General features: G+C 49.4%; 6 protein-coding genes and 1 tRNA gene. 5 read left to right on the forward strand and 2 right to left on the reverse strand.

Translation table 11 applies throughout. The features are described from left to right. Window positions 1-24: 24 nt before the first annotated feature. Window positions 25-453: an Rrf2 family transcriptional regulator gene (locus tag H6G00_RS28015; protein ID WP_190644248.1), complete on the forward strand. Its 429-nt coding sequence runs from the start codon at window positions 25-27 to the stop codon at window positions 451-453. A 67-nt stretch (window positions 454-520) separates the two neighbouring features. Here H6G00_RS28015 and H6G00_RS28020 read toward each other — a convergent pair whose 3' ends face one another. Both H6G00_RS28020 and H6G00_RS28025 read right to left on the reverse strand, forming a co-directional pair. Beyond that, window positions 521-1,111, reverse strand: a complete 591-nt coding sequence (locus tag H6G00_RS28020; RefSeq protein ID WP_190799233.1) for a Crp/Fnr family transcriptional regulator — start codon at window positions 1,109-1,111, stop codon at window positions 521-523. A 285-nt stretch (window positions 1,112-1,396) separates the two neighbouring features. Continuing rightward, window positions 1,397-1,469, reverse strand: a tRNA-His gene (locus H6G00_RS28025). Window positions 1,470-1,617: 148 nt separating this feature from the next. Here H6G00_RS28025 and H6G00_RS28030 point away from each other — a divergent pair. The 4 genes from H6G00_RS28030 to H6G00_RS35785 all read left to right on the forward strand — a co-directional run bounded on the left by H6G00_RS28030 (window position 1,618) and on the right by H6G00_RS35785 (window position 6,230). Beyond that, on the forward strand, window positions 1,618-1,998 hold the full coding sequence (locus H6G00_RS28030; protein ID WP_190799234.1) for a DUF4359 domain-containing protein: 381 nt from the start codon (window positions 1,618-1,620) through the stop codon (window positions 1,996-1,998). Between the two features lie 342 nt (window positions 1,999-2,340). Then, window positions 2,341-3,558 carry a peptidoglycan-binding domain-containing protein gene (locus H6G00_RS28035; RefSeq protein WP_242042543.1) on the forward strand — a complete coding sequence of 406 codons (1,218 nt, stop codon included), beginning with the start codon at window positions 2,341-2,343 and terminating at the stop codon, window positions 3,556-3,558. 158 nt (window positions 3,559-3,716) lie between these two features. Beyond that, complete coding sequence (locus tag H6G00_RS28040) at window positions 3,717-4,406, forward strand: class I SAM-dependent methyltransferase (RefSeq protein ID WP_347277291.1); 690 nt, start codon at window positions 3,717-3,719, stop codon at window positions 4,404-4,406. 156 nt (window positions 4,407-4,562) lie between these two features. Next, a complete protein-coding gene (locus H6G00_RS35785; RefSeq protein ID WP_242042544.1) occupies window positions 4,563-6,230 on the forward strand; it encodes a serine hydrolase in 1,668 nt (555 codons plus the stop codon). Window positions 6,231-6,400: the final 170 nt, after the last annotated feature.

Here is a 6,400-nt window from a genome sequence, read left to right on the forward strand (position 1 = left end):
CCCAATTTTAGAACTATAAAATTTATGGAACTGTCCGCCAAAGTTGAGTACGCTCTAATCGCACTTCTAGAGATGGCTAGCCATCCAGAGCCAGGAGAACCGCTGCAGATCAAGCACATTGCTGCCAAACAATCGATTCCCGATCGCTATTTAGAACAGGTATTTGCCGCACTCCGTCATGCTGGAATCGTTCGCAGTCAGCGAGGCAATAAAGGTGGCTACCTGTTAGCGCGTGAACCCTGGCAAATTACGCTGCTAGAAATCTTTAACTGCCTGGAAGATAACAGCCGCTCTGCTCAGGGGAAAACGGTTAATTGCGATCGCGTGATTGTTCGCAATGTGTGGAAAGAAGCTGAACAAAGCGCCAGAGCCGTTCTACAACGCCATACGCTGCGAGATCTGTGCCAACAGCGAGAAATTCGCCAGCGGCTCAGCGGCATGTATTACATCTAAATCAAATGTCTGAGAAACCAAATGTTTAAGCGGACAGGCAAACTTGACCCGAACATGTAAGCTCGGTCTAAATTTCGTAATGCCAGAAGGGTTCACCCTCTTGAGTAATCGTAATTCGGCGTTGCTGCCGTTGAATTAGCCCTCGCCGTTCAAAGCTGCTGAGCAAACGAGTTACCGTTACGCGAGTTGAGCCAATCAGTTCAGAAAGCTCCTGGTGCGTCAGGCGTAACTCAATCCGCCGACCAAATTTGCTTTCCTGCCCAAACCGCTGCGCCAGCCAATTCAACACGCGCAGCAAGGAAGCCTCAACCTGCGGGCAATGCAAAATTTCGAGCAACTCTTCAGAATGACGGATATGTCGGATCAGAGCATCTGTGACCCGGTGCCATTCCTCACGAGGCAACAGCGTTGCCGTCACTTCAGTAAGGCACTCTGCCTTATGCGGATTGGCATTCGACAGCGGCCGACCTAACACATCCCCTGCACTCCAAAGCCCCAGCGTCACCATAGAACCATCTTCCATCCAGGTCGTCGTTCGCACGACCCCACTCTGAATTTGCCAAAGCTGGTCAGAAGGTAATGGCAGTTGGGCACGACGACCAAAAACAGAATAAGTCGGCTCAATAGACAAGCTAGGACTAAGCATGGTGAGAGTCATGGGCAAAACTTCCAGGATGAGGCGGCTGATAAATCGGTGTTGGTCGCTTGATGACTGATGATAAACCAGATTGAAATAAAAGTACAGTTCATCGACTGACTAACCGTAGATTCATCTTGCTATAACAATAATTCAGTAAGCCCTGCCGCCTAAAGTTGCAGCGATACAAAAACCTACCGACTCAAGCCAGAAAACTTTTAGTAGGCGAAGTCTACACAGACGAACTTTGCTACTGGAGCCGGGGTTTTAGCCGCCAGACTCCTTATGAACTTCTAATCTTAAAAGGGCGAACGACGGGACTCGAACCCGCGAGTGGTGGAACCACAATCCACTGCCTTAACCACTTGGCTACGCTCGCCACACTGCGTATTGCATTGCCTATTGTAGCACTGCGATCGCCCCTGATTCAAACACTTAGATACTTAACTGGAACACAATCCCTATATTTACTTGTCATTTAATCCAGAGAACGCTTAGGCTTAGCGAGAGAATCAGAGTTTGATCCCATGAAAGGTATAACAATCGGGGCTTCTATAGTTGGGTTGGCGCTAGTCGGGGTAGGAGTCGCGATGGCAGTGACCAATCCTGGGCAAGTTGCCTATGATGACTACGCAACCGCTCAGTTGACTGAATATCTAGAAGAGAACGCCTGCAGCAAAGCACCCAGCTTCCTGGAAAACCTGCTTCAAGCTCAGTGTGCTGAACTGCTGGAAGACAATCAGGACGAAATTAAGCAACTCATTTCTGAGAGTACAGAGCGTCAAAACTTCTTAATTCTGAGTATCTATAAGACTAATTTGTCTGTAAGTAGCCTGCTTCCTACCTACGAGTTTGAGACCGTTGGCGTATTTCGAGACTTTTACACCTATAAAGCGAGACAGCGATAGAAAAAGGATGAGAGTAGTGTAGTAGCACGTCAAATCCAGCGAAGGTTGAGCAGGCAACCAGGATATTGGTAAAAACCAGAAGAAATTTGGGATGCAAAACTTCAGTTTTGCATCCCAAATTTCTTCTGCATTCGTAAGCAAAATACCCCAAACAGGTGAGCCATTCATTGCCTATTTGAGATTGTTATAGAACCCTGCCAAGTAGCAATTCAGCAAGGCTTTAAAGATGAAGATTTTGTTGCGAATCGAGCGCTCTACAGACTCTTCTGTATATTGTTTCAGACAGACATTCTCGTGTCTTGCACCCATCTTTTTGCTACTTTGTTTGCCTGGGAATCTGTTATGAGCAACTATATCTTAAAAGTTACAGCCGCAACTCCACTCAAGCTCAAAGCTGAACCTGCTATCAACTTGCCTGACACTTTCAAATATCAGCTTGAAGAGGGGACTCAGTTGCCTGTTGCAAGCTGCGGCAAATATCAAGAAATTCATTATCGAGTTGCTTTTGGTCAAGATGAGCAAGGCAACCAAGTTGCTTTTCCGGGTCCAGAAGGTACCCTGCGCAACACCTGGCTAATTTTTGTGGGGCACTGTCAGTTACTTAATGCAGACGGCACCCCTGTTCGCTTTCCTCAAGATCAAGGCGTTTTGAAGTTAGAAACTTTTGTGGGAAAGAGTGACAAGCTGTTAATGAATGCGATTACGGCCGAAAAGCTGTTATCCGCTCAAATTCAGGAACGGCTGATTTCTCTTGCGCTACTTGATCCGCCAGCCGATGGCAAGTTTGGTCCGATATCCATTGCCGCTCTCAAAAACTTTCAGGCACGGGTAGGGCTTGAGCAACAAGATTTTTTAGATGGGACAACCGCAGAAAAGCTGCTCAGAGCCAAACCAGTCAGCAACTCTCAGGTCAACAATTTTCAGATTAGCAATAGTTTGGCCAGTCGAGTTATTCAGTATATGCAAAGGAAGAATTACAAAATCTTTCATGGCAACCAGCGTTACAACATTGTCTACATTGAGGGAATGGATTTGGACGGTACCCTCAATAATGACAAACCCAATGCCTTTAATGATTTACGGCTGGTCATCGAAATTGTAAATGGAGTTCCAAAGCTGGTCGGTAAATGGGAGGCAACGACAGAACCCGGCAAGAAATATACGCTTAAACCGATGAGCGTCAGAGGCGCAGCCCGAATCAAGTTTGGGCAGTACAAAGCCTGGCAGATGGGGTTTCACAGAAGAGACAAGCGACATCCTGCTCTGGTTCAAGCGGGAAAAATTCCAGTTCACCGAGATTTGAACAAGGATTATTCACGGGCGGGAGACTTAGTTGAGATTGGTCTGTTTGGCGTTAATCAGCATCATGGCTACAGTGCGTCTCGCAATGATGTAGGGGGACATAGTGCGGGTTGCCTCGTGGGACGCTCTATAGAAGAACACAATCAGTTCATAAAACTGATCAAGCGAGACCAACGCTATTTGGCAAATCGAGCCTATATGTTTGAGACAACCATCATTCCCGGAGATGAACTGGTTAAGCATTTTCCCCCAGGCTGAGTCCTATTAGGACAAGATGATTTTTTGAATGGATCTGTAAAAGCTCTAAGCGCTGCAAGAATATTCTCAGCAAGATGGGGCGATCGCCAGTGATTTCAAAGCCATATCCAAAAATTCTGCTTCGGAGTGTCATTCTCCTAGTCTGCTGTCTGGGGCTACTGTTGAGCAGTTGTGCCGTGCCTGCTGGCGCAACCACCAGTGATGGTGTGTATCACTATCGCACGGTTCACAATGGTGACGGCATTGGCAAATTTTACATGGGCAGACACATTGCTCAAGTGATGGGGCATCGGGGCGCAGCCTGGCTAGAGCGTCCTAGCCGCGAATGGGAAGAGCGTCCGGCTCAGCTAGTGGATCAGCTTGACTTGCAGCCAACCGATGTCGTTGCTGATATTGGAGCGGGAACGGGGTTTTTTAGCTTTCGGCTTAGCCCACTGGTGCCACAGGGAAAGGTGCTAGCAGTAGACATTCAGCCCGAAATGCTGGATATTATTGCTTTCCTCAAACAAGAAGATCAGATTGACAACGTGGAGCCTGTTTTAGGCAGTGCAACAGACCCAAACTTACCTGCTGAGGGGGTAGATCTGGTGATGATGGTTGATGCCTACCATGAGTTTGAGTATCCTCGCGAAATGATGGAGGCGATTGTGCGATCGCTAAAACCCGATGGACGAGTAGTTTTAGCAGAATATCGGGGTGAAAATCCATTGATTCCGATCAAGGGGCTGCACAAAATGACTCAACGGCAGGTACGCAAGGAAATGCAGGCAGTAGGGCTGGTCTGGCAACAAACAAAAGATGTTTTACCTCAGCAGCATTTGATGTTTTTTGGAAAGTCCCAAAGCTAAAGGATGAGAGATATGTATCAGTTCTGAAGTTGCCAGGGATAGACTGCATTACAATGCCAGAGTAAAGCCGAAGGAACTCAACCAAGCTCCCTGCTCAGAAGCCGTTTAATTGTTTAGAAGCCCAGCGTTTCGCCAATTCTGTTAAAGGTGTCGTGTATGTTGGAATCTGATGGTCAATCCGAGCGATCGCGCCGTCGGCGCATACCTCCTCAACAGATGAATCAGCCGTCTCAGCTGATTCCTTTGCGTCGCTCAGAGCAGGGACAAGGGAATTCAGGAGATGCTGCCAAGGGTGGATTGCGTCCTGTGCGCCCTGTACTCGCACGGCCAGAGCGTCTGACCCGAACTCAGCGTTCAGCGCGCCATGCTTTCAATCCCAACACTTCACCGCCAACAGATACTCGATTTAATGTTCGCCATTTACTGTTTGGCAATACGTCTCGTTTGCCTGCGGCTAATGCCAGAAAAGAGCTACCGCCTCGGCTCCAGTCACGTATCCCTGATGGACGCTTGACCGATCAGCCTGTTAAGCCCTCACTGGCTTTTCAACCCACACCGCGAGTATCCCGTGCGGCTGTGCGGCTAGAACCGGTGCGGCGTACCCCTCCAACAATTGGACGGCATCGAGCACTGGTTCGTCCGGTGCGTCCAGACAGCCGTCTTGCTCGTAGGGAAGCAACTCCTCTGAAGGTAGGGCGGGTGCGATCGCGCCGACAGCGTAACCTTTCCCTCTCAGCTCAAATGGAGCGTCGGATTGAGCGTCGTCCTGCCCGTCCTGCATCGCCGCTGGTATATATCGTGCGGCTGCTGATTGTAGGAGTTGGGTTTGGGGCGATCGCTGGAACATTTCTGGCAATTTGGAGTCCTACAGCCCAGCAGACAGCCAGCAATCCTCAAACTACGGCTGGGCTAGGGCTACCCTCCCAAATGGAACAAACGGCTGCAACTTCCCTCAGCCGAGATGCAACACCCACCAGCCTGGAGGCTTCCCCGACAGCCCTTACCCCTGCTCAAGAAATGACTGCCTTGGGCAACACGTTAAAAACGCTTGCTGCCCGTCAACCAGAGTTGAATCCGGGAGTATTCCTGTTTGACCTGGATACTCGTGCCTATCTTGACCTGAATGGCACAATGACAATGCCCTCTGCCAGCATCATCAAAGTGCCCGTTTTGGTGGCATTACTTCAGGAAGTAGATGCTGGAAACATTCGTCTAGATGAGATGCTTACGCTGGAAGCCTCTGATATTGCGGAAGGCTCAGGCGATATGCAGTATCAGCCACCTGGCACTCAATACAGTGTGCTGGAAACGGCCACCAAGATGATTATCATCAGCGATAATTCGGCGACCAACATGCTAATCAATCGGCTGGGAGGAATTTCCTCGCTGAATCAGCGATTTCAGGGATGGGGGCTAACCGCAACTGCCATTCGCAATCCTCTACCCGATTTAGATGGAGAGAACACCACCAGTCCTGAAGATATGGCGAAGCTGCTAGCTGCCGTCACTCAGGGAGATTTGCTGTCGCTGCGATCGCGCGATCGCTTGCTTGAAATCATGCGCCGCACCGAAACCAATACGCTGCTTCCTCAGGGATTAGGTACAGGAGCCATCATTGCCCACAAGACCGGTGATATTAGATCGCTGGTCGGTGATGTTGGCGTCATCGACATGCCTAACGGCAGACGCTACATTGCCGCAGTCATGGTGCGCCGTCCCACCAATGACGAACGAGCCCAAGAGCTTATTCGGGAAGTCTCGCGCGCCACTTACGAATATCTGAATCAAGCATCTGCCAGTGCAAATGAGGCAAGAGGGCAGTAGGCTTACACAGTTTTGCCAGCAGTTGCACCGTAATCCATCTATAGAGTAGCGGTAGCGGTAGATACTGTGCATGTAGGTTGAAGTCAAGCAGGTTGAGGAGTTATGTCAGTTTGGGGTCAAAGGGCTTCTGCGAATGCAAGACCCCGAAGACCCAACGAATGACCTTGTGC

The sequence above is a fragment of the Leptolyngbya sp. FACHB-541 genome, from assembly GCF_014695875.1.
GTDB lineage: Bacteria > Cyanobacteriota > Cyanobacteriia > Elainellales > Elainellaceae > JAAUTN01.